Source organism: Paenibacillus tritici (genome assembly GCF_018207515.1).
In the GTDB taxonomy this organism is placed as follows: Bacteria; Bacillota; Bacilli; order Paenibacillales; family Paenibacillaceae; genus Paenibacillus_AQ; species Paenibacillus_AQ tritici.
Window position 1 is genome coordinate 7,511,412 of sequence record NZ_CP073365.1, and the last position, 20,365, is coordinate 7,531,776.

Genomic DNA, 20,365 nt, shown 5'->3' on the forward strand with positions numbered 1-20,365 from the left:
TGAATATGGCCAAAATACTTGTAGTAGATGACGAACCCGCCATTCTGTCGCTCATTCATAACGCACTCAGCACCGATCAGCATCTGGTGACCACCCTGTCCGATTCTACACAGGTGCACAAGACTGACCTCGGGACGTATGACCTTATTCTGCTGGATGTGATGATGCCGGGCGTGGACGGCTTCACCCTGTGCCGGGAGATCCGGCCGGCGGTGGATTGCCCCATTCTTTTTTTGACGGCCAAAACGCTGGAAACGGACTTGATGTACGGCCTGGGGCTGGGGGCGGATGACTATATTATGAAGCCCTTCGGCATAGGCGCACTGCGGGCGCGGATCAATGCTCATCTCCGGCGGGAGGGCAGGGAGAAGCGTAATATTCTGTATCTGGACCCTGTGCGCTTCAACCTCTCCGGTAAAGAGCTGTTTGCCCGGGAGGACAAGGTGCCGCTGACCAAAAGCGAATATGAAATCTGCGAATTTCTCGCCCGCAACCGGGGTCAGGTTTTTTCCAAGGAGAATATCTATGAAGGTGTCTTCGGGTATGACGGAGAAAGTGACAGCAGTGCGATTACAGAGCACATCAAGAACATCCGCGCCAAGCTGGGCAGGTATGGGCTTGAGGCAATCGAAACTATCTGGGGGATCGGATATAAGTGGAAGCTGTAAAACCTATCAAAACCGTACGCCTGCGTACATTTTTCCTGCACTATCTGCTGCTCCTCAGCCTGGGAACGATCCTGCTGCTGGGGGGGCTGCTTGGTGTATTCACGCTGGCTTTTGCCTGGGGCGCAGTGCTGCCTGCCAACTATGCCGAGAAGGAAATCGCCGTCTTCAAGGAGCAGCTTGCCGCAAGCGGAGCCGACGCGGACGGAAGGGCTCCGGACTGGCTGGATTACACAGTGTTCACCGTGGACGGGAAGCCGATCGCCGGTAATCTGAACCGTAAGGACGCCGCACAAGCCTGGAGGATTACCCGGCAAGGCGATGCTAGAGACTCCTATTTCTATACCACCGCCAGGCACGGACAGCAGCTCTGGATATTCCGCTATACCTTAACACCGCAGTATGCCTCTTCCCTGCTGCGCAGCTCCCTGCCGAACCCCCAGCTGCTGGGAATCCTGCTCTTCGTGGTTGGCATTCTGCTCCAGGCCGCTCTGCTTGCCGCCCGGTTCGGCCGGAGGCTCTCCGAGAGAATGGCCGGACTGCAGGAAGCGACCGAGAACATCCAGCGCGAGAACCTGGAGTTCACGGTCAAGCCCAGCGGAATCCATGAGATTGACGAGGTGCTGGCCTCCCTGGACCGGATGAAGGATGCCCTGCACGCTTCGCTGGAGCGGCAGTGGGAGCTGGAGCGCTCCCGCAGGGAGCAGATCTCTGCGCTGGCCCACGATATCAAGACGCCGCTGACCATTATCCGCGGGAATGCAGAGCTGCTGCAGGAAACCAGCCAGAACGAGGCCCAGCACGAATACAACAGCTATATTCTCCGCAGCGCCGCAGATATCGAGGCCTTCGTGCAGGAGGTGATTGACCTGTCCAGCCTCCAGGCCGGATCGTCTCCACAGGCATCCCTTGTGCCTACAGCGGATCTGGTGGCAGAGCTGGAGCTGCAGATCAAGGCCCTCTCTTCAGGGAAGGGTCTGCAACCCTCGTTACAGCAAGAGCACCTGCCGGAATCGCTGATCATCCAGAAGGAGCTTCTGCTGCGGGGAATCGTCAACCTGATTGCAAATGCCGCTGAGCATACCCCGCCCCAGGGGAGCGTTGCCCTGCTCATCCGGGGCGATGCTGCTGCTTCTACTGTAGAGTTCATAGTCACGGATACCGGCCCCGGCTTCTCCCAGACCGATCTTAGAGAAGCCGCCAACCAATTCTACAGAGGCGACCAGAGCCGGGGTGCCAGTCATCACCACGGGATGGGACTCTATATTGCGAGGTCCGTTGCCGAGCAGCATGGGGGCAGCCTTAGCCTGGACAATGTCTCTCCCTCCGGCGGAGCGAAGGTAACACTGAGGATTTCCGTTCCAGCTCCGCGGCGGGACCGGGGGTTGGAATGAGCTTATATCTAAGCGGCCTTCATCCCTCTTCCCAATTCCTGCGATACAAGCGGGAACTATGCTGCAGCGCATCCTCCTTATAGAGATCTGTCTCAGCCACCAGACCTGCCACTTTGTCCCGGAAGACTGCCTCCGCCAGCTCCTTGTCCAGAATCCCCTCATACACCTGCTGTAGCTCTGCCAGGGTGAACCGCTCGGGCATTAAGTGCAGTGCAATGTCCGCTTGCTCTGTTTCTTGGCGCAGCCGTTCGATGGCATAGACAATGATTCTGGCGTGATCAAAAGCCAGCCCATTATTCGACCGTACAGAGTAACTCACTGACCTTGAGGTTAGCTTCAGCGTTACAATCCGGTCTACTTCAGCCGTCAGCTCTACTGCTCCGGCAGTAAGTGTAAGCATGTAAGTTAAAGTGTGGACGCGGCCTTCTTCCAGCCGCTCCTTCTGCTCCCGCAGAAGCCGGTAGCTGGCCTTGAACCAAACCGTATCTTCAGCATCGTCTCCCGCCTGTAACCGGACACGGCTACTGTCGATCAAGGCCATATAGCTGCTGCTGATCACCCAGGTGCGGGGATCACGGCCGGGATCGGTGAAGGTATGCAGCTGCTCCAGGTGTACGTCAGTAACACCGGTCTCCTCGAACAGCTCCCGCGCAGCCGCCTGCTCCCCGGTCTCATCCGGCTGGATGAAGCCGCCGGGCAGCGCCCAATGCCCCAGATAGGGATGCCCGCCTCTGCGGATGAGCAGGATGCGCAGCTCTTTGGCCGGAGGCTTGCTGCGGGTATCCACCTCTGAATCTGTGACGGTAAAAATCACCATATCCGCTGCCACCGAAGGCCGCTCATAATCCCCCGCCCGGTACTGCTCCAGGAATTCACGTTCCGTAAGTCCGTTACGATCTACCCATTCCAATATCTCCGCCTCCTTATTCTCCTTCAATTCTCCAGCTCTCCGAAATAGTTCCCGTAAGGCTTGAATCTGGCAAGCACCCCGTCTACCTTGTGTATACGTTCCTTAAGCGTCCCCCTCAGCGTAATATAAGGAATCCGCCGCTCCTTCAAGTCCGCAATAATCTGTTTGTGAAAAATATGCCGCTTCTGATCCCCGCTGCGGTCCCAGGTATCATCATAAGGAATATCATCGTCGCAGAGGAAAAACAGATCGTACCGCTGCGCATTCTCCAGGGCCAGCCGGGTCAGCAGCTCCGGAGCCCGCCCATGGTAATCCAGCGCATACATATAGGTCGTAATCGCATTCGTATCGACAAACAAATACTTATCTGCATCACGCAGTGCCTGCTCCTCCCGCTCCAGATGCCCAACGGCGATTTCATCAAAAGCCTCTATACCGATCCGGCGGTCCACCTGATGCTCGGTCCAATAATCCCGCCCGTACTCGCTGGCGAAGGTCGTCTGGTACTGCCACGCAAGCGCTTCGGTGAGCGTAGACTTGCCGGTGGACATCGCGCCTACAAACACAACCTTTGTGATTAAATCCCGGTACACAACATCGCTGACATAATCCCGGTATTTGTAAGGATCGGAGCGGACCATCGTGGCCGACACCGGTACCCGCTCACGCGCTTCATCCACCCGCCGGTCGATGGCCCCCAGTGCCCGGCTCATATGCCCGCCATAGAACTCGCTCGAATAAAAGTGGGTCACCTGCTCGCCCTTCAGCAGCCCGAGAATATACTGCTCTTCCCGGATCTCATGCTCTCTGTCGTCCGAGTACCCGTCCGGACCGTCCCAGGCTTCGATTACCCGGACCGCAGGATAGAGGCGGCGAATCCAGTTCGCCCGGATATGCAGCGGCACCGGGGATACGGCCGTCTCGTAGATCACCACGATTAATTCATCCACCTCCTGCAGCGCCGTCTCAATCATGAATTGGTGGCCTTTATGCAGCGGGGCAAACTTCCCAAGTGTTAATCCGAGTGTCTTCATGACAGCGCCTCCTTAGCTCCTTTGTTCCAGTTGTAGTAGCCGTACCCTGCGTTAATCAGATAGGCGCTCCACATCACGATCATCAGCAGACCTTCCCCGCTGCCTTCCAGCGTCCGGATCACCCAGAGCAGAACGGTGAACATATTCAGTACGATATAGACCAGCCACTGCTCCTTGAAGCGCCGCACCATCAGGAGGGTAGCCACAACGGATAACACGGTAGTCAGAGCATCAATATAAGGTGAATTCTGCGCCGGAATGAACGATAAGCCGAATCCCAGCAGCAAGGCACCCGAAATACAGACCCCCGCCGTAAGGAGTATGCCCTTCACCCCCATCTGGCGCATGGACAGCTTGCCGCCGTGCATATTCTTGCTCCACATATAGAAGCCTACAACATTCATCGGGACAAAAAATAGCAGATTCAGCATAACCTCGCCAAATAATCCATTAATGTAGGCTAAATAGGCGTAGCCGAAGGTATTATACATCCCAAATCCATAACTTGCCAGCTTCCCCTTCGCCGTAAGCACCACACACAGCACTCCGGTAATAAAGACCGTGAATCCAAAGAACGAATCCTTGGAGATCACTGTGAACACAACGGCAATCAGAGTGAATACAACCAGCCAAGCGAGTTCAAACCTGCTCCAGTGTCCCGCAGCCTTCTTCATGCTTATCCCTCCGCCTAATCCGCTTCTCCCGGAAACGAATGTCTTATTAACTAATTGATAATTACAATTTGTTAATATCAAAATACCAGAAATTAGAATGGGATGCAAGCCCGAATTATTGCGGTACATGCCAAAAAAGGGCCATTCCCTAAGGAAGGCCCTGAAACCTGTTATTTTCAATACAAGTGGCGCTCCCTAGAATTTCTCCGGGAACTGTTGGACGATGCCCATGCTCAGGATATCCGCGAGGTGGATCATATGATCCTCATTTTTGTCAGTGACAGCAATTGAGCCCTCCCAGTCGCCTTTGAGTATGTCCAGCACCAAGTCCGTGATCAGTTGAAGATGCGTGTACAGCATTTCTTGCACCGTTTTAAACGGCCAGTTCGGATTCAACTTGTTCAAGAAGGTGGCAATATTATCGGCATTCGTATGCCAATCTGCCTGCAGCTTCTTCACTTCAGCCTGATTGCCTGTTTTGGCCGCTGCTACAATCTTCCCTGCAATCTGAATGTGTTCTGTCAGAAGCTCCGCGAGCTTGTTGCCTGCAGCCTCCCCGTAATACGGCTTGAATACCGCGCCTATGTCCTGCTGGTTCCGTAAGAGCCGGCCTAATACGTCCTGCTGGTCCGGAAGATTCGAGAGGGCACTGACGATATAGCTTCGCGTCCATATGGTATGGTCGATCCATACCCTTTGCATATCGCTTTTCAACTGCACCATCTTTGGACTGAAGCAACCTGCTTCCTTGGTTACGCCTGCCTGTGCCTGCACGGATACTGCTGTTTGCGTCAGACCCAGAACCAGCATCATGACCAACGCCACCAGCCATTTGTTTTTCAAATTCATCTGCTCCTTTGGGTGTGAATGAAATTGCCTGTATTATTATGGCTGAAGCGGAAGGATGTATGCAGATAGTGTACTTTGTCGTTCTTCTACTATTCTTCCATTTGTTGTTGCCTAATCCTCTATATGCAAATATTATAGATTCATAATACTCCATGACCTTACATCATTTCCCAACCTAATTCCATTATATGAGGAGGATCAGCAGCAATGTTCAAGACAAGAATGATGAAACGAAGCTTCGCCCTGTTTGCAGTTCTGCTATTGGTATTATCATCCCTTCAGCTCCAGCCTGCCTTAGCACAAGAGGACTCAGACGGCAAACAGCAAATGACCTACACGGGGGAGGGCTACGAGGCCACCTACACGGTTTCTTCCAAGTGGGAGGGGGCATTCAATGCTGAGGTGACCATCAGGAACACGGGTGCCCAGGCCATGGAGAACTGGACCGCTAAGTTCACATCCCCTTATGAGATTACGAACATCTGGAACGGACGGATACAATCCTACGAGAACGGAGTCTATGCCATCCAGAATGCCGGGAGCAATCAGGACATTCCGGCCGGCAGCAGTGTCAATTTCGGCTTCACTGCGAGCTATGAGGGAGAGCTGTTGCTGCCGGCGGCATTCGATATGCTTGGAACGGAACAGATTGTACCAGCCGGGCAATATGAAACCAGCTTCAAGGTGACCAGTGACTGGGGAAGCGCCTTCAACGGTGAGCTTGCCATTAAGAATGTATCGCAGACGGCGATTGAAGACTGGAAGCTTAGTTTGGATTATGAGGGTAATCTGGAACGCTTCTGGACGGCTGAAATTACCGGGCATACCGGCAATCATTACGTTATACATAATGCGGGCTACAACGCCAATATTCAACCGGGCGAGACACTGGTGCTCGGGTTCTCCGGGAGTCCGGGGAACGTAGCCAATGAGCCTTCGGGCTATCAGCTTACGCAGATATCTACGCGGCAGGAGACACCCGGTCCAGAACCGGCTGAAGTCACCGTACAGCTGGATACGTACAGCTTACAGCTTCAGAATAGCCCGGATGGTGACTACTACTTCCTGACCTCGAAGATGGATAAGCTGTCGGGGACGCTGGGAGGGACATCACGCATTAAGGCCTTCACCTATCAGATTACCGACAAGAATAGAGTGATCCTCCAGCAGGGAACGATCCCTGTAAGCGGGGCCTGGGCTGTGGAAGGCATTGGGTTCGGCGTTGGATATAATCTGCTGAAGCTGACTGCACAATTGAACGATGATTCAGAGGTTGCCAAATCATATACCCTTGTAAATTTCGATGAGAAGAATCTGGATAACTTAGGAATTGACCGGGAGCTGGACAGTGACAATGACGGTATTAGTGATTACTATGAAGAACATTATGGCCTTTCCGTCACCAGTAAGGACAGCGACGGCGATGGATTAAGTGACCGGGATGAGATTCTCGTAGTGAAACTGAATCCACTTGAACCGGACACGGATAAGAATGGAACTCCAGACGGGGAGGAAGATCATGATCAAGATGGATTAACCAACCTGGCGGAATTATCCGGCGGAACCAGCCTTATTCATTCTGATACAGACGGCGATGGCCTGACGGACGGGGAAGAGGTTCATACGCACAAGACCGATCCCCTGAAGAGTGATACGGATGACGATGGACTGTCAGACGCCTGGGAAGTGAAGATCGGAAGCAATCCGCTGGTGGCTGAGACGAAGTTCTCCCGAACGGTGAAGGTAGAGGATGCCAGCGCCAAGGCTGTTCCAAGTGTGGCCGTTGAAGGGATCACAGCAGAGCAGGTAGATACCCTGTCTGTTCAGCCTGTGCAAGATGGCATTCTTAATGATACGACCATCCCCGGATATATTGATCAAGGTTATAACTTCTCCATCAACGGATCTTTTGAGAAGGCGACCCTATCCTTCGAACTGGATGCAAGCTTAATGAAGGCAGCGGACTTCGTTCCGAAGATTTACTATTATAACGAGGAATCTCAACTATTTGAAGAGCTGCCGGATCAGCAGACCCAAGGCAACGTGGTGTCCGCCGAGACGACCCATTTCTCGAAGTACATCTTGCTCAACAAAACGGAATACGATACTGTGTGGCTGTATAAGTTCCTGTATGATGAAGGACAAGAGCATTATGCGGGAATGGATATCGCCTTCGTGATTGATTCATCGGGCAGTATGTCGAGCAATGACCAGAGCAATGTGAGAATCAGCGTAACTAAGCAGTTCGTCAATCTGCTGACAGACAGTGACCGTGGCGCTATTGTTGATTTTGACGACTCCGCATCGGTATTATCCAATTTCACTTCTGACAAGACCGCTCTGAATCAAGCAGCAGGACGGATTGACAGTAACGGCGGGACCGTTCTGACCAGCGGGATTGCAAGTGCACTTAATCTGTTCACGGGCAGCGGCAGGGCGGATGTCCTGAAGTACATTATTATGCTTACGGATGGGGAAGGCTCTTACGATACATCGCTGACCAAGCGGGCTGCCGATCAGGGAATTGTTATTTATACAGTGGGGCTGGGCAGCAGTATTTCGACGAGTGTCCTGACGGGCATGGCCCAAGGCACCGGCGGCAGCTACTATCATGCAAGCAACGCCAATCAATTATACGGAATATTCGATAACATTGCGGAGACCTCAGACCTGTACAAGGATACGGACCAGGATGGCATCAGTGATTATCATGAGAAGGAGATGCAAGCAGGACGGCTGCGCGTGGGGACGGGCGGTGCGGCGGTCAGAGTGAACTACCTGGATGCGGACAGCGATGACGATGGCCTTAAGGACGGGGAAGAGATCCGTATTGTCAAAACCGGAGACAAGGTCTACGCCTATCTATACTCGAATCCCAACCTGGCAGATACGGACGGGGATGGTCTGCATGACGCGGTGGACAGCAGAAGGCTGACGCCGGATGTTAGTCAGGCATTAATTCTTCAATCGGATCACCGGGAGGGAATTCTCAAAACAGCTCCACCAGGAATGACTCCCGTGGCGGATGACCTGACGTTCAATGACTACACCTATAGCGAGCTATTCAAGCTGGGCCCGGTGTTCTCTGTAGCCAAAATTACGCCGGAATCCATGATCTGGGGCGAAATGGCTGTCCTGTTCTCGGTGGGTGCCACAGGTGCAACGGACGATATGAGCTCTGTTCTGGGCGATCTGCTCTCTACGTTCAAATATGGCAACCGCAGTAATGAAGGGACCTCCGTCTCCATGGGCAACACCTTCGATACCGGTAAATATATTAAGTATCACAACAGCAAGCTGGATGATGCCGTCATAAGTGACTCCAGCACCCAGAGTTATGTGCAAATCATCCGTAATTTCGTTGTCCATGAGCTGCGCAGTAATAATGGTGACCTGTCCAAGCTGACATTCGTGCCGAGTTCGAACAAGAATGTGGTGAATAATTACGTCAATCAATTCTCGACCAGCCCGTATCCGGTATTTACCGAGAAGAGCAATCTGGCGTTATCCCTGGCCATTCACGCCTTCCATGGTCACAATATTACGATTAAGGACTTCAAGAACAACGGGGACCAATTCAGCGGTAAGCTTGTATTCCATTTCTATGATCATTTCGGCCTGGACGCAGATGATGAGATTAACTGGCCGGGATTTGTAGATTGGTTCACACTGCAGCACTACGACCGTTTCAATGGAAAATATGTACCGTTCATTACAACCATTGACTACGAAATGTATTTCAGCGGTTCTGTTAACTAATTTCAGGGTCGCATTCTGAATGGATCAGGCAGGTGAAGCTATGGGTCGCGGTATAAAAGTCTGGATTGGCCTTGCGGCTACACTATTGCTGGTGGCGGCAGGAATCATCATCGGCAACAATAACTCCAAGGCGAAATATGATATTTTCCAGGAGCAACGCGGGCTGTTTGAAGCTGTGAAGGAGGAGACCGGGCTTCTGATGAAGAGCATAGATGACCGGAGCAATGTCAGGAATACCTTCATCTACTCCAGTAACGGCAATGCGGCTGCCCATCAGTTCCACGAGGGTGCGAACGCAGACCTGCAAGACAAGGTACGGCAGATAGCTGCGGTGTCCGGGGACGAGCTGAACTTCGTGAGATACAGCAGGCAGGACGGGGAGGACCTCTTAAGGTTCGTCTTCAACTGGGAAAGGGAGCGTGGCAAGACCTATCATATTGTGTATTGCGAGAGTCAGAGTATGGTCGAGCGGGCATATGAAGAGGAGCCTGTTCAATACAAGCTGGCTAAGCTGGCAGATGGCTGGTATGGGATTGAGATACAATAGTGGTGGCAGCTCATCCCGCTTGAACCCGCTCTCTATATTTTCATTTTGCCTGAGTATATGTTATCCTTTAACGGTAAGTTTAAATTTTAAATGATTAGGAGGGATACCTGTGAAAAAGAGGTCTATTCAGTACTTATCTTGTGGGATCGGGTATTCCACGGCTGTTTTTTTCTAGAATTCATTCGGACGGGATAGGTCTGTCCAGAATATTCAAAAAAATAGCGAATTTAAAAGGAGACTTACAAACGATGAGCTTAAATAACCATTTAAATAACAATGTCGTTCAACGATATAATCCGGAGAATATAGCGAAGCCTGTTGGAGGCTACAGTCATGTAACCAAAATAAGCAGAGACGCTGAGATGTATGTGTTCTCCGGTCAAATCGGGATCGATCACAACAATAACATCCCCGCAGACTTCAACCAGCAGGTGACCCATACCATGAGTAATATTGTTGACATCCTTGCTTCTCAAGAGCTAACGCCTGATCATGTCATCAAGATCAACATTTGGGCCACTGAAGAAATAGACTGGGATCATTTCTATGCCATCTGGAATAAAGTATTCGGCCTTACGCCTCCTTCCATGACGGTTGCCTATATCCAAGGATTAGGGCTGCCTGAGTTAAAAATCGAATTGGATGTTTGGGCCGCCGGTTAACACCTAAATATCATCCACCTCACCCAAAACGTACTTTAGAAGACATTCTAAAGATGCGTTTTGGGTGTTTTAGTGTTTGTCTGCGCTGTTGGCTGGCTTCCCTCTCCATGGTCATACTAATCGAATCTTTTTCATGCCCAAAATTATATTTTTTCCCAAAGAGTGTAACTTTGCCCTTATTCTCTACGTCTTTGATATTGTATTTCATTCTTTATTATTTACATTAGTGAAATATGGAAATAAGATACTGCTTCCGGTGGCGGGCATGCAATAGTTATTTATGGCTTCAGCAAATATATTTAAGGAGGAACTTCCATGAGGAAGAAAACGCTACTGGCAAGTATTGCCTCATTTTTGTTGCTTCTACACTTACTCTCCCCTATACAGGCTCAGGACATTGCAGAAGATGTGGTTTCTTTTGCCAACACCCAGGGGTTGAGCTTAATTAAAGAAGGGCTATCTAAAGACCCCGGAGGATACGGTTACGCTAATGAAGCGGAGATTAGTGAGGTTACCGTAGGTGAAGGAATGCAGATTCATTTTATTGATGGGGCAAAGCTGAGGACAGCTTCTGATAGTTTACTTGAAACAGTCACCCCTCAGGAGAGCTGGGAATTTCTTATTCTGTCAAGTGGGGTACCCAGATCCAAGATGGTCATTCAAAAAGATTCAAACGGTTCGTATCAGGTTACCGAATTCGGGGGAAACCCTGGAACATTAGCTTATGCCATCCAATCTCTGCAGGCTGAAGGGAGTGTGAGTGAGCCTACTCTTATCCGTGAGCGGGACGAATATATAGCTGCCTTCAAAAAAGATAATCAGGAGCTCATTATTGTCCCACAGCAGGCCTCATCAGCAGAGTCAAAAGGATTAAGCAGCAATTCAGAACCTCAACCACAGGAAAATTTAATTGATGTACTACAGTCCCTACAAAATGATTCATCCGATAACGGGAAGGATGGTTCGGGAACCGTTGCTTCTGCATCCAATGCAGATAATAATACTCCCTTAATAAGACCTATTATGATAAGCATTCTTATTGCTCTAGCAGCGGTGTTCGTATTCTGGGTCTATTTCAGAAGACGGAAGCCCTCTAGTCCAATGTAAAAAGAAACAGGCCGCCTTCCAGCATTGGAAAGCGGCCTGTTTATCAACTATCTACAATATCACTCCGCCTCCGTCTTCTTCGCACCTCGCTCATAAGCCACAGGGTAACTCTGGCTTCCCAGCAGAATCCGTTTCCCCTGGAACTCATCATAGACATTCACCCGCACCGTTACGCCGGTAAGGGCCTTATACGCTTTGTGGTTCCGCGAGAAGGACAAGTTGCCTACGGCTCCGGCACCTGCAGGTTCCTCTCCTAGTGATAGAAGCTTCTCCGAAGGCTGACCGAACGGGTCGACCAATTCCACCACAAACTTATGCTCATTGTCGCCGGTTACGTACGATTCGCTGCGGGTTAACCGGTAGTTGATCTGCGTCTCGATGGACTCCCTTTCTTCTGTCATCGTTGCTGTCACCTGGTTCACCGACAGGGAGTACGGGAACAGCTCCAGCTTCTGAAGGGACGGCTGCGGAGCGGGATTGGCCGGGTTCAGCGCCAGACCCACGGTCTCGATATAGGCGGTCGGCACTGCGCCGGGTGCGGTCAATTTGCCTTCAGCGATGCCTTCCCCGAGATAGAGGGTTAACTCTGAAGCGTTGATCTCCGGCGGAAGCTTGCTCCAGACGGTGACCAGACTCTTCTCTTTGGCATTCAGGGCCGCAGCGGACTGCGTAATTACCGCTTCGAAATACTGATGGTCCGGGGTCCGGTAATACCCCACCAGCTGCGCCGGCTGGCTCCTCCGTAATTCCTCGTTCGTCATCACCAGCTCCGTGTACACAAGCTTGGAGTCTATGCCGGGATAGATGCGGGTCTGTCTCTCCAGAACCTCCGCCTTCTTGCCGGTCAGCTCCAGGTGGAACGGTTCTCCGGCGTCTACAGTTCTTAGGGTATTATCAAGCTGGCTGGTGAACAGCGTAAGGAAATTCAACTTGGCCTCTCCCGAAGCATACTGGAGGATCATCTTCAGCTTCGTGAGGTCATAGGAATAGGGAAGCTTCCCTGCGATATACAGCACCGCTGTCTCCCGCGGAGCCAATTGGCTCTTGGAACCGTCAATGATGATCTGCGAAGTGCCGCTGATATCCATATCCCCCGCTTTCAGAAGAGCTGTAAGCGCCGGGAGCTGCACACTCGCCGCACCAGTGTTGCGGAGGCTGACCTTGGCCACAATCTGATCCTGGTCCGACCACGGCAGGCGTTCTACCGATTCAAGCTTCACTACGAAGCTGCCCAGACTGTTCTGTACAGGGTATTCTGTTGCCCGCAGGTGATCCGGCTGCAAGGAATACGGAATCTGGAAGTAGGCTGCCGGGAAGGCCATCCGGTTCTCTTCGGCAGGCTCATTCATCTGAAGCTGGAGCACGCCCTGATTCAGCTTCTGCGGCAGCTCTGCGCGGAGTTCTACCGTCCGCTCTTCCAGCGGCTTCAACTGCAGACCCGCAAGTGCTTTATTGCTGACAGGGTAGCTATACCCCTCGGCCGTGGTTAGGCTGAACGGGTAATCCGGAATGGTCACGGCCTGGTTGCCTGTGTTCCGCACACGGAACTGCAGACTCCATTTGGCCAGATTGTCCTCTGCATACACTGCTGCGCTTGCCAACTGGGTCTCAATGGTATGGTTAGCGACTTTAAGCTTCGCCACGGCGTTAACGGGTACGGTGAAGTTAGGCAATTCCGCTACAGGCAGCTTATACTCAGCAACCGGGAGTTTCAATTGCAGCGTGCTGTCTTCCCGGACAAATTGCAGGGACATATGATCCAGCTTCGTATAGGCAGGGATGTCTGCCAGATAGTACAGGGTTCTTTTCTCCTTGGGCTGAATCTGGTAATCTGCCTTGTCGGCGTTCAGCTCAAATCTGGAGCCTCCTGCGGATACCAGATATCCCTTCAGGCCTGTATCCTTAAGCACCTTGGTGCCCGAATTGGACAAGCTGACTCCAACCCTGGCGTACACCTTTCCGTTAGTTTTAATAATCTGCAGGCTCTCCGCCTTGCTGATGACCGGCATCTCTCCCAGGACCAGCTTCTTGCTCTGGCCTCTGGCAATCACCGTGGAGTAGGAGCCTGGAATCGTGAACATCCCCAGCTTCTTCTGGTAATTCGCCTGACTGAAGTCCCAGCCGAATAAGGAGATGCGGACGCCGTTTAACTTAGCCGCCTGACCCGCATTGACGTAATACGTCACCGGCTGGCTGCTATTCGCCGGAATGGACTTGATTGCAGCACTGCTTGTCACCGGTTTGCCTTGAATCACAGCGCCGCTTGAAGTAGTGACCCTGGAGAAATAATCAATCAGGCTTACGCTGCTATTGCTCTGGTTGTAGTAATTCAAGGTGTAGGTAAGAATATTCCCGCCCTCCTGGGGCTGAAGGGCTGCATCCAGCAGCCTCACACTCACCCCGTTCTTCAATGAGACCGCCCCTATTCCCTCCAGCGTGGGTACGGCGGCTGAAGCCGCAGTTCCCGCTGAAGGACCGGCCGCTGCCGTATAGGCTCCGAAGGCCATGGACTGGCTGAGAACCGCCAGGCTTAGCATGGCGACAGCATATTTTCTCGTGGAATGATACATGATGCTCTCCTCCCTTAACTTCGCTTAAGCTTGCGGCAGCCGCATCTCGAACCTTGTCCATAGTTCATTGCTCTCTACAGACAGGCTTCCCTCATGCTGCTCTACGATATTGCGCGCAATGAACAGACCGAGACCGGTGCCGCCCTCCTGATGTGTCCGTGCCCGGTCCCCCGAATAATACATCTCGAAGATATGCGGCTGCTCCTCCGGGGGAATGGGATTTCCGTAATTAATCACCTCAACCGCCACTACGCCTGAATCGAGACGGCCGTTAATATCCACATACACGCCTTCTTGTCCATACCGGGCGGCATTGGTCAGCAGATTCCCAAGTACACGTACCAGCAGATCCCCATCCCCATAGATGCTTAAGCCCTGGTTAACCTGCAGCCGTGAGGTCAGGCCATTCCGCTCGAATACCGGGTACAGCTCCTCGTTCAACTGTCTGAGCAGCTCGCTGAGATCCAGGTGTGTCTTGACCATAGGCAGCGTGCCATAGTTCATCCTGGTGATCTCGAACAGCCCGTCAATCAGCTTCTCCAGTCGCTGGGACTTGGTGAAGGCAATGGTCGCGAAATGTCTGATCGTCTCGATAGGCAATTGCTTATCCTTAAGAATCAGATCCAGATATCCCAGCACGGAGGTGAGCGGTGTACGCAGATCATGCGCCAAATTGACGACCAGCTGGTCCTTGCTGCTCTCGGCGAAATCGCCTCTTTGCACCGCCTCCTGCAATTTAGCCCCTGCCGCATTCAGATCCTCGGCGATTGCGCTGAACTCATCCTTGGAGGCAATCTGCACCTGATTCTGAAATTCTCCGTTCGCCAGATGATGAATTCCCTTGGATATCTCATCAAGGTAGCGGATGTACGGCTTGGTGAACTTGAAGAAGAATATCAGCATCAGGGGGATAAACAGCATCAGGAACACATTGAAGTCTCCAATCCTGAAGATCATCCGGCGTAATTCTGCCTCGGGGTCCTCCCACCGGACACCAGCGTAATAGAGCTGAAGCAGCTTGAACAATCCATAGATAATACTGCCTGACAAGAGCATGCTTACGCCCAGTAACTGGACCAGTCTGGCTCTGAAGCCCCGGAGTCTCTTAGGCATTGAACGTGTACCCGACACCCCAGATGGTTTTGATGAACCGGTCCTTATTCTGGTCTTCCCCCAGCTTCCTGCGCAGGGTGCGGATATGCACCATCACGGTATTGCCGGTCTCATAATACGCTTCACCCCACACCTGTTGAAAAATGCTCTCCGCACTAAACACCTGCCTGGAATGGCTGGCCAGCAAATAGAGGATGTCGAACTCCTTCGGTGTGAGGTCAACCGCCTCTCCATACAGAGTAACGGTATGCTGGTCAGGGGAGATGATCAGCCCGCCCACCTCCAGAACCGAAGTCTGATTGGCGGCCGCAGGCTGGCTGAACTGCAGGGAACGCCGCAGCTGGGAATTAACCCGGGCCAGCAGCTCCATAGGATTGAAGGGCTTAATCATATAATCGTCAGCTCCCATCACAAGTCCGGTAATCTTATCGAAATCAGAGGCCTTGGCACTGAGGAATATAATCGGCAGATTATGCTTCACCCGGACCCGGCGGGTGACCTCATACCCGTCCAGCTCCGGCATCATAATATCCAGGATCGCCAGGTCGATGGACTGGGATTGTATCGCCTGCACCGCTGCTTTGCCGTCTGCCACTTGGATACAGTGATACCCTTCCTTCTGTAGATGCAGAGCCACCAGATCGGCAATCTCTCTCTCGTCCTCTGCGATCAGAATCGTGACTCTCTTCATACAGGGCTCCTCCTCCGTCTGGATCTATTCGTTCAGGTACGTCGTCGCCTTGTTCTGAATCAACTTCGCCACTTCCTCCGCCGTCTTCTGTCCGCTGAAGAACGCGCCCGCCTCTTCACCAATGATGTTGATAATCTTGACATCCATCATGGCGAAGTTATCCGCGGTATCCATCATCTCCTGGAATTCCTTGAACTGCCCGTCAGGCACACTGGCAAGCTTGCCGCTTGGAAGCTTATATGTCCCGCTCTTCACCTGCTGCTGAAGCTCACCAAGCTGCTTGTGATTCAGCGATTGCAGCAGGGAGAAGCCTTCTCTGCTCTGGATGGACTGCGCTTCCTCAGACAGCAGGAACTCGATGAACCTCCAGGCCTGGTCTGTAACCGGCGATTTGGCCTGTATCGCAAACGCAGAGATCGGAATTATTCTCATGGCGCCGGAATTTCCGCTATGCGGCTTATACAGCAGCTTCGGATTGGCAAAATAGGTATACGGGATATTGATGAAATCCGCCGGGGTCTGGATAACGGTGGAATAGAACAATTGATTCTCCACCTCCGCAGGCTTGCTGGTCATCACGTTATCGTCATACATCTCTTGAATCTGCCGCATCATATAGATGAATGCAGGAGAATCGAACTTGGCCTTCCGAGCAGCAGCGTCTACGAACTGGTTATAGCTGTCGAATACCATCTCCTGAAGGAGCAGATCCGGCGGATTGTTCGGAAGGGCGTAACGGTGGCTGGAGCCGGCCTTCTGCCCGGCCTCAATCAGTGATTTGGCAATCTCATTGAAATCCTGCCAGGTCCAGCTCTTATCGTCTACGTCCGCTTGCTTCAGCACATCCCCGTCTCCAAGGAATGCCCTCAGGTAGTACCCGGATGGAATGATATAGGTGCCGCCATCCAGCTTCAGGGCATTCAGCACATTCATCGCAAGATCATCCCGCTTCAGCGTTTGCGACTGCTTGAGGTAATCCTCCATATTAAGAAATAGCTGCTTGTTCACGTATTCACTGACAGGCAGGCTGCTCGTTTCATAAATGTCGGCTCCTTTTCCAGAGAGCAGAGCCGTGCTGGCGCTTTTCTGATAATTCTCATAATCCGGCCCCTTCATAGTCTCGCCGATCCCCTTGTAAGCCTGAACCTGCAGATCAATCTCAGGATAGGCCTGCTCGAACTTCTGCTCCACAGCACGGTAGAATTCAGAGTCCTGTTGAACAGATAACGTAACGACCGTCTTCCCGCCTGTGCTTAGTGCTTCCGCGCTGTTCCCTGGACTGCATGCAGTCATTAGGGTGGTAAAAGCAAGGCCCATGCCCAGCCAACTTTTCCTCATCTTCATCTTGAAAGACCTCCTATAACTCTTCGTAGGGTATGTGTACAAATATTGCTTATTGCAGACGTACGCGATTCCCGTCCTGTAAGGGCTCACTGCTCTCCAGAATAATCAGCTCATCTTCATACAGGGTATCCGTCTGAATGAGGCTGTCTACACCATTGGTGATACTGGAGCGGATCTGAACTTCACGGACTACAAAATTATTGCCTAGCGCCCCCCGCTGCTCCTCGATCTTATACACAAAGCTGCGCTCACCCGCCTGATGGATAGCCTTATCCGGGACCACCAGCCCCTCTTGAAGAGAAGGCTTCTTCAGCTTGACCTGAACCTGCTCACCCCCCTTAAGCGAGTCTTCTGCCAGCCGAATAAAGACATTCCTTTGCGGGATTTCCTCCGCCCTGCCGTTCTCCTCCCCGGATGAGCTGCCGGTACGCGCCTGAACCGTCTTGATCTCCGCCACCTGTCCCTGTAAGGGACGGGCCTGCTGCCCCTCTGAAGGATGAACCTCCACCTCAATCTTCTCTCCTAAGGAAACTCCGAGACTGGATAACAGCTCTGCATCTGCCATGAAATCAAACTGATACCCCTCACTGCTGCTCGATAGAACAAGATCCGGCGCGCCCGCAGACAGCATCCCCGGAATGGCATTCACCTGGGTTACAATCCCGTCGAATGGAGCCAGAAGCTGCTGCTGACGGGCCAACTGGTCTCTCATCCCGGCAATTTTGCGCGCCTGCGTGGCCTGATCAAGCTTGCCCGCCTCAATCTCTCGTCTGGCCTTGCGAATCTGAAGCTCATCCCCCTCCAGGTACGTCTGAATGAACTGATCCTGGAGGGTCTGCTGCAGGATCTTCTGTTTGTCCAAGAGCGAGACCTCATCCTGCAGCTCTGATTCGGCAGTCTGGCTGTCATAGAGGATTAGCTGCTGCCCCTTCTTGACCTTGTCCCCCTCCTTCACAAGAATCTGCCGGACCTTCCAGCCGCTGGAATTCAGGAGCTGTACTTCACTCACGGGCCGCAGCATCCCGCTGCCCTCCAGCGTGAATTCAAGGCTCCGGCTCTCCGGTTGGACCGTCGTCACTTTGGGCAACATCAAGGACTCCAGCGTATTACTGAAGAAGGTGAAGAAGAGTAGCACCCCCAAGAGCAGCAGGAAGGCCGTTCTGATCCTTTTTTTGCGCCTGCGGTCTGCCGGCACGCCTGTAATCTCCATATCCCGTCTTTCTCCTCCTTCCCTACAAGTCCCTCACACGCGGGCATTACCCCTTGATTCCCGACAATTGGACACCTTCAATGAAATACGTCTCCGCATACAGAAAGAGAAGGACCATCGGAGCCATATAGATGGCGGAAGCGGCAAAGGCAAGCCCCTTTTCGCTGCTGACATTGGATAGATAGACCGATAAGGGCTGCCTCAGCGGGTCATCCAGGAAGATCAGCGGCTGCTCCACCATATTCCAGTAATCGACGAATAACAGAATCGTGAGGGCGGCCAGGCCCGGCTGAACCATGGGAACAATAAGGGTATAAAAAATCCGCAAATGTCCGGCCCCGTCCATCTTGGCCGCTTCGATATAGGCATACGGAATGTCCAGCATGAACTGCCTGAGCATGAATACACCGAAGGCCGCAAAAATACCGGGCAGGATAATGGCCCCCGGGCTATTCAGCAACCCCAGCCGGTCCGCCATGATGTAATTGGGCACAAGAGTCACCTGAAAGGGCATCAGCATCGTCAGGACATAGATCAGGAACATGAATTCCCGCCCCCTGAACCTCAGCTTGGAGAACGCATAGGCCGCGAGCGCGGCGATCAGCGTCTGTCCGGCAATGATCGGCACCACCAGGAATACCGAATTCCAGAACATCGACAGGTAGAGCGGACTGTCCATCAGCACCTTGCCGTATTGCTCCAGCGAGACCTGATCCGGCAGCCATTTCAAATTTGCAAAAGGATCGCTTCTCCCCTCCACCACCTTGTTCATTTGTCCGACAGGGCCGTAATTGATCCCTATTTCGCGGGTGCTCATGAACGAATTGATGAGGGTCACCCCAATCGGGAACAACATGACGAGTGCGACCGCCCCCAGAATGACGGTTAACGTTAGCTTGTGTATGACTTTACCAACTGGCAAGACCTCACCTCTATTCCATATATCGCCGGTAGCGGCGTTCCATGGCGAACAGCCCGAGTACGATGAAGAGAATACCGCCAACCATTAAGGTGGACGCAGCCGTCATCTTCGGAAGGTCGAGCGACAGGAACATATTGTTCATAAAGTGCTGCAGCATATAGATGCTGTCATGCGGATAAGGTCCGGCAATCAGATACGTCTCCCGAAATACCTTGAAGGAATTAATGACCGACATAATGACAACAAAAAACATCGTAGAGGTTAAATAGACCAGCGTAATGCTGCGGAACTGCCCTAGCCGGCCGGCCCCCTCAATCTGGGCGGTTTCGTAATAATCCTTCGGAATCTGCTGCAAGCCGGCCAGGAACAGGATTACGTTATACCCGATGTTTTTCCATACATACATCGTCATGATTACATTCCGCGCAGCCTCCGTCTTCATCCAATCCACCCGTGCCAGACCGAAGCCGCTCAGCCAGGCATTCAGCGCCCCGTTCCAGTCAAACAGGATCTGCCAGACCAGGATAATGGAGGCGACAGGAACGACCAGCGGGAGTACATAGGCAGTTCTCAGCCACTTCTGACCATATAGGCCTCTGTTGAGCAGCAGCGCTAACCCCAGCGACAGCACAATCAGCAGCGGAACACTCACCACGCTGAAGTAAAAGGTGTTCGTGGCCGCCTTCCGGAAGGATTCGCCCGCCATCAGCTCCCGGTAATTCTGCAGTCCCACATACTGCCCGCCCACCGTGCGGTCCATGAAGGAATAGAACACGCCCATGCCGAACGGAATCAGGTAGAACAGTGCAAATCCGGCCACACTTGGTGCAAGAAATAACCATGCGACAGATGAATCCCTTCGGGCCCAATTCTTCATGTGGTTCCCTCCCTGTCCTCAAGAATAGGCAAAACTG

General features: G+C 52.5%; 17 protein-coding genes. 6 read left to right on the forward strand and 11 right to left on the reverse strand.

Features of this window, described 5'->3' with window-relative positions; translation table 11 throughout:
* Positions 1–5: 5 nt before the first annotated feature.
* Both KDC22_RS32300 and KDC22_RS32305 read left to right on the forward strand, forming a co-directional pair.
* Entirely contained in the window at positions 6–668 is a 663-nt protein-coding gene (locus tag KDC22_RS32300; RefSeq protein WP_173134197.1) for a response regulator transcription factor, read from the forward strand.
* Entirely contained in the window at positions 656–2,059 is a 1,404-nt protein-coding gene (locus KDC22_RS32305) for a HAMP domain-containing sensor histidine kinase (RefSeq protein ID WP_211721571.1), read from the forward strand. The genes KDC22_RS32300 and KDC22_RS32305 overlap by 13 nt, the downstream gene beginning before the upstream one ends.
* Positions 2,060–2,078: 19 nt before the next feature.
* Here the strand turns inward: KDC22_RS32305 and KDC22_RS32310 are convergent, their stop codons facing one another.
* The 4 genes from KDC22_RS32310 to KDC22_RS32325 form a co-directional block, all read right to left on the reverse strand.
* Positions 2,079–2,969 carry an NUDIX domain-containing protein gene (locus tag KDC22_RS32310; RefSeq protein WP_211721572.1) on the reverse strand — a complete coding sequence of 297 codons (891 nt, stop codon included), beginning with the start codon at positions 2,967–2,969 and terminating at the stop codon, positions 2,079–2,081.
* A gap of 23 nt (positions 2,970–2,992) precedes the next feature.
* Positions 2,993–4,003 (reverse strand): AAA family ATPase, encoded by a 1,011-nt coding sequence (locus KDC22_RS32315; protein WP_211721573.1) that lies wholly within the window; start codon positions 4,001–4,003, stop codon positions 2,993–2,995.
* Positions 4,000–4,677, reverse strand: coding sequence for a nicotinamide riboside transporter PnuC (gene pnuC / locus KDC22_RS32320; protein WP_211721574.1), 678 nt, complete (start codon positions 4,675–4,677; stop codon positions 4,000–4,002). Before pnuC ends, KDC22_RS32315 begins: the two co-directional genes overlap by 4 nt.
* 195 nt (positions 4,678–4,872) lie before the next feature.
* Positions 4,873–5,520 (reverse strand): glycosyltransferase, encoded by a 648-nt coding sequence (locus KDC22_RS32325; RefSeq protein ID WP_211721575.1) that lies wholly within the window; start codon positions 5,518–5,520, stop codon positions 4,873–4,875.
* A 213-nt stretch (positions 5,521–5,733) separates the two neighbouring features.
* On the opposite strand from KDC22_RS32325, the gene KDC22_RS32330 reads away from it, so the two are divergent.
* The 4 genes from KDC22_RS32330 to KDC22_RS32345 all read left to right on the forward strand — a co-directional run bounded on the left by KDC22_RS32330 (position 5,734) and on the right by KDC22_RS32345 (position 11,601).
* Positions 5,734–9,285, forward strand: a complete 3,552-nt coding sequence (locus tag KDC22_RS32330) for a DUF3289 family protein (RefSeq protein WP_211721576.1) — start codon at positions 5,734–5,736, stop codon at positions 9,283–9,285.
* A gap of 40 nt (positions 9,286–9,325) precedes the next feature.
* A complete protein-coding gene (locus KDC22_RS32335; protein WP_211721577.1) occupies positions 9,326–9,832 on the forward strand; it encodes a hypothetical protein in 507 nt (168 codons plus the stop codon).
* 248 nt (positions 9,833–10,080) lie between these two features.
* Positions 10,081–10,494 carry a RidA family protein gene (locus KDC22_RS32340; protein ID WP_173134216.1) on the forward strand — a complete coding sequence of 138 codons (414 nt, stop codon included), beginning with the start codon at positions 10,081–10,083 and terminating at the stop codon, positions 10,492–10,494.
* 315 nt (positions 10,495–10,809) lie between these two features.
* Entirely contained in the window at positions 10,810–11,601 is a 792-nt protein-coding gene (locus tag KDC22_RS32345) for a hypothetical protein (RefSeq protein WP_211721578.1), read from the forward strand.
* 59 nt (positions 11,602–11,660) lie between these two features.
* Here KDC22_RS32345 and KDC22_RS32350 read toward each other — a convergent pair whose 3' ends face one another.
* The 7 genes from KDC22_RS32350 to KDC22_RS32380 all read right to left on the reverse strand — a co-directional run bounded on the left by KDC22_RS32350 (position 11,661) and on the right by KDC22_RS32380 (position 20,328).
* Entirely contained in the window at positions 11,661–14,171 is a 2,511-nt protein-coding gene (locus KDC22_RS32350) for a hypothetical protein (RefSeq protein ID WP_211721579.1), read from the reverse strand.
* Positions 14,172–14,195: 24 nt separating this feature from the next.
* The gene (locus tag KDC22_RS32355) at positions 14,196–15,284 is read right to left on the reverse strand and encodes a HAMP domain-containing sensor histidine kinase (protein WP_211721580.1); all 1,089 of its coding nucleotides are present in this window, start codon (positions 15,282–15,284) and stop codon (positions 14,196–14,198) included.
* A complete protein-coding gene (locus tag KDC22_RS32360) occupies positions 15,277–15,975 on the reverse strand; it encodes a response regulator transcription factor (protein WP_211721581.1) in 699 nt (232 codons plus the stop codon). The genes KDC22_RS32355 and KDC22_RS32360 overlap by 8 nt, the downstream gene beginning before the upstream one ends.
* Before the next feature lie 24 nt (positions 15,976–15,999).
* Positions 16,000–17,319, reverse strand: a complete 1,320-nt coding sequence (locus KDC22_RS32365) for an ABC transporter substrate-binding protein (protein WP_211721582.1) — start codon at positions 17,317–17,319, stop codon at positions 16,000–16,002.
* 49 nt (positions 17,320–17,368) lie between these two features.
* Positions 17,369–18,529 carry an efflux RND transporter periplasmic adaptor subunit gene (locus tag KDC22_RS32370; RefSeq protein WP_211721583.1) on the reverse strand — a complete coding sequence of 387 codons (1,161 nt, stop codon included), beginning with the start codon at positions 18,527–18,529 and terminating at the stop codon, positions 17,369–17,371.
* 46 nt (positions 18,530–18,575) lie between these two features.
* The gene (locus KDC22_RS32375; RefSeq protein ID WP_211724285.1) at positions 18,576–19,385 is read right to left on the reverse strand and encodes a carbohydrate ABC transporter permease; all 810 of its coding nucleotides are present in this window, start codon (positions 19,383–19,385) and stop codon (positions 18,576–18,578) included.
* A gap of 76 nt (positions 19,386–19,461) precedes the next feature.
* Complete coding sequence (locus tag KDC22_RS32380; RefSeq protein ID WP_211721584.1) at positions 19,462–20,328, reverse strand: carbohydrate ABC transporter permease; 867 nt, start codon at positions 20,326–20,328, stop codon at positions 19,462–19,464.
* Positions 20,329–20,365: the final 37 nt, after the last annotated feature.

Bases quoted from the DNA above. Each gene is read 5' to 3' on its own strand.
- KDC22_RS32300 (WP_173134197.1), top strand. From the start codon at position 6: ATGGCCAAAATACTTGTAGTAGATGACGAACCCGCCATTCTGTCGCTC.
- KDC22_RS32315 (WP_211721573.1), bottom strand. From the start codon at position 4,003: ATGAAGACACTCGGATTAACACTTGGGAAGTTTGCCCCGCTGCATAAA.
- pnuC (WP_211721574.1), bottom strand. From the start codon at position 4,677: ATGAAGAAGGCTGCGGGACACTGGAGCAGGTTTGAACTCGCTTGGCTG.
- KDC22_RS32330 (WP_211721576.1), top strand. From the start codon at position 5,734: ATGTTCAAGACAAGAATGATGAAACGAAGCTTCGCCCTGTTTGCAGTT.
- KDC22_RS32335 (WP_211721577.1), top strand. From the start codon at position 9,326: ATGGGTCGCGGTATAAAAGTCTGGATTGGCCTTGCGGCTACACTATTG.
- KDC22_RS32340 (WP_173134216.1), top strand. From the start codon at position 10,081: ATGAGCTTAAATAACCATTTAAATAACAATGTCGTTCAACGATATAAT.
- KDC22_RS32345 (WP_211721578.1), top strand. From the start codon at position 10,810: ATGAGGAAGAAAACGCTACTGGCAAGTATTGCCTCATTTTTGTTGCTT.
- KDC22_RS32350 (WP_211721579.1), bottom strand. From the start codon at position 14,171: ATGTATCATTCCACGAGAAAATATGCTGTCGCCATGCTAAGCCTGGCG.
- KDC22_RS32355 (WP_211721580.1), bottom strand. From the start codon at position 15,284: ATGCCTAAGAGACTCCGGGGCTTCAGAGCCAGACTGGTCCAGTTACTG.
- KDC22_RS32360 (WP_211721581.1), bottom strand. From the start codon at position 15,975: ATGAAGAGAGTCACGATTCTGATCGCAGAGGACGAGAGAGAGATTGCC.
- KDC22_RS32365 (WP_211721582.1), bottom strand. From the start codon at position 17,319: ATGAAGATGAGGAAAAGTTGGCTGGGCATGGGCCTTGCTTTTACCACC.
- KDC22_RS32370 (WP_211721583.1), bottom strand. From the start codon at position 18,529: ATGGAGATTACAGGCGTGCCGGCAGACCGCAGGCGCAAAAAAAGGATC.
- KDC22_RS32375 (WP_211724285.1), bottom strand. From the start codon at position 19,385: ATGTTGTTCCCGATTGGGGTGACCCTCATCAATTCGTTCATGAGCACC.
- KDC22_RS32380 (WP_211721584.1), bottom strand. From the start codon at position 20,328: ATGAAGAATTGGGCCCGAAGGGATTCATCTGTCGCATGGTTATTTCTT.